At 49.2% G+C, this 2039-nt stretch carries 1 tRNA gene and 1 rRNA gene; both read left to right on the forward strand.

The annotated features are described in order from the left end of the window. Nucleotide 1 precedes the first annotated feature (1 nt). Nucleotides 2–77: transfer RNA gene (locus BM395_RS23070), tRNA-Ala, on the forward strand. A 257-nt stretch (nucleotides 78–334) separates the two neighbouring features. Continuing rightward, a 23S ribosomal RNA gene (locus BM395_RS23075) occupies nucleotides 335–2039 on the forward strand; the annotation flags it as partial.

The raw sequence follows: 2039 nt of genomic DNA on the forward strand, positions 1-2039 counted from the left end.
TGGGGCCATAGCTCAGCTGGGAGAGCGCCTGCCTTGCACGCAGGAGGTCAGCGGTTCGATCCCGCTTGGCTCCACCATTATGTAATTGCTTGATCCGCGTCTCGTTAGTGTTCAGAAATGAGCATTCCTACATTAAGTAGCTGAATGTTGATTTCTGGTCTTTGACTAGAAAAAATCGTTCTTTAAAAATTTGGGTATGTGATAGAAGTGACTAATTGATTACTTTCACTGGTAATTAATTTGGTCAAGGTAAAATTTGTAGTTCTCAATTGCAAATTTTCGGCGAATGTCTACTTCACGTTAGAGACAATAACCAGATTGCTTGGGGTTATATGGTCAAGTGAAGAAGCGCATACGGTGGATGCCTTGGCAGTCAGAGGCGATGAAAGACGTGATAGCCTGCGAAAAGCTTCGGGGAGGTGGCAAATAACCTTTGATCCGGAGATGTCTGAATGGGGGAACCCACCTAACATAAGTTAGGTATCTTGCACTGAATACATAGGTGTAAGAGGCGAACCAGGGGAACTGAAACATCTAAGTACCCTGAGGAATAGAAATCAACCGAGATTCCCTTAGTAGTGGCGAGCGAACGGGGACTAGCCCTTAAGCTTCTTTGATTTTAGCGGAACGCTCTGGAAAGTGCGGCCATAGTGGGTGATAGCCCTGTACGCGAAAGGATCTTAGAAGTGAAATCGAGTAGGACGGAGCACGAGAAACTTTGTCTGAATATGGGGGGACCATCCTCCAAGGCTAAATACTACTGACTGACCGATAGTGAACTAGTACCGTGAGGGAAAGGCGAAAAGAACCCCGGAGAGGGGAGTGAAATAGATCCTGAAACCGTATGCGTACAAGCAGTGGGAGCAGACTTTGTTCTGTGACTGCGTACCTTTTGTATAATGGGTCAGCGACTTATTTTCAGTGGCAAGCTTAACCGAATAGGGGAGGCGTAGCGAAAGCGAGTCTTAATAGGGCGTTTAGTCGCTGGGAATAGACCCGAAACCGGGCGATCTATCCATGGGCAGGTTGAAGGTTAGGTAACACTGACTGGAGGACCGAACCGACTACCGTTGAAAAGTTAGCGGATGACCTGTGGATCGGAGTGAAAGGCTAATCAAGCTCGGAGATAGCTGGTTCTCCTCGAAAGCTATTTAGGTAGCGCCTCGTGTATCACTGCTGGGGGTAGAGCACTGTTTCGGCTAGGGGGTCATCCCGACTTACCAAACCGATGCAAACTCCGAATACCAGCAAGTGTCAGCACGGGAGACACACGGCGGGTGCTAACGTCCGTCGTGAAAAGGGAAACAACCCAGACCGTCAGCTAAGGTCCCAAAGTTATGGTTAAGTGGGAAACGATGTGGGAAGGCTTAGACAGCTAGGAGGTTGGCTTAGAAGCAGCCACCCTTTAAAGAAAGCGTAATAGCTCACTAGTCGAGTCGGCCTGCGCGGAAGATGTAACGGGGCTCAAACCATACACCGAAGCTACGGGTTCATCTTAGGATGAGCGGTAGAGGAGCGTTCTGTAAGCCTGTGAAGGTGAGTTGAGAAGCTTGCTGGAGGTATCAGAAGTGCGAATGCTGACATGAGTAACGACAATGCGAGTGAAAAACTCGCACGCCGAAAGACCAAGGTTTCCTGCGCAACGTTAATCGACGCAGGGTGAGTCGGCCCCTAAGGTGAGGCAGAAATGCGTAATCGATGGGAAACGGGTTAATATTCCCGTACTTCTAATTACTGCGATGGAGGGACGGAGAAGGCTAGGCCAGCACGGCGTTGGTTGTCCGTGTTTAAGGTAGTAGGCTGAGATCTTAGGTAAATCCGGGATCTTAAGGCCGAGAACTGATGACGAGTTGTCTTTTAGACGACGAAGTGGTTGATGCCATGCTTCCAGGAAAAGCTTCTAAGCTTCAGGTAATTAGGAACCGTACCCCAAACCGACACAGGTGGTTAGGTAGAGAATACCAAGGCGCTTGAGAGAACTCGGGTGAAGGAACTAGGCAAAATGGCACCGTAACTTCGGGAGAAGGTGCGCCGGTGAG

Origin of the sequence: Pseudomonas marincola, from assembly GCF_900116605.1 — a bacterium.
In the GTDB taxonomy this organism is placed as follows: Bacteria; Pseudomonadota; Gammaproteobacteria; order Pseudomonadales; family Pseudomonadaceae; genus Aquipseudomonas; species Aquipseudomonas marincola.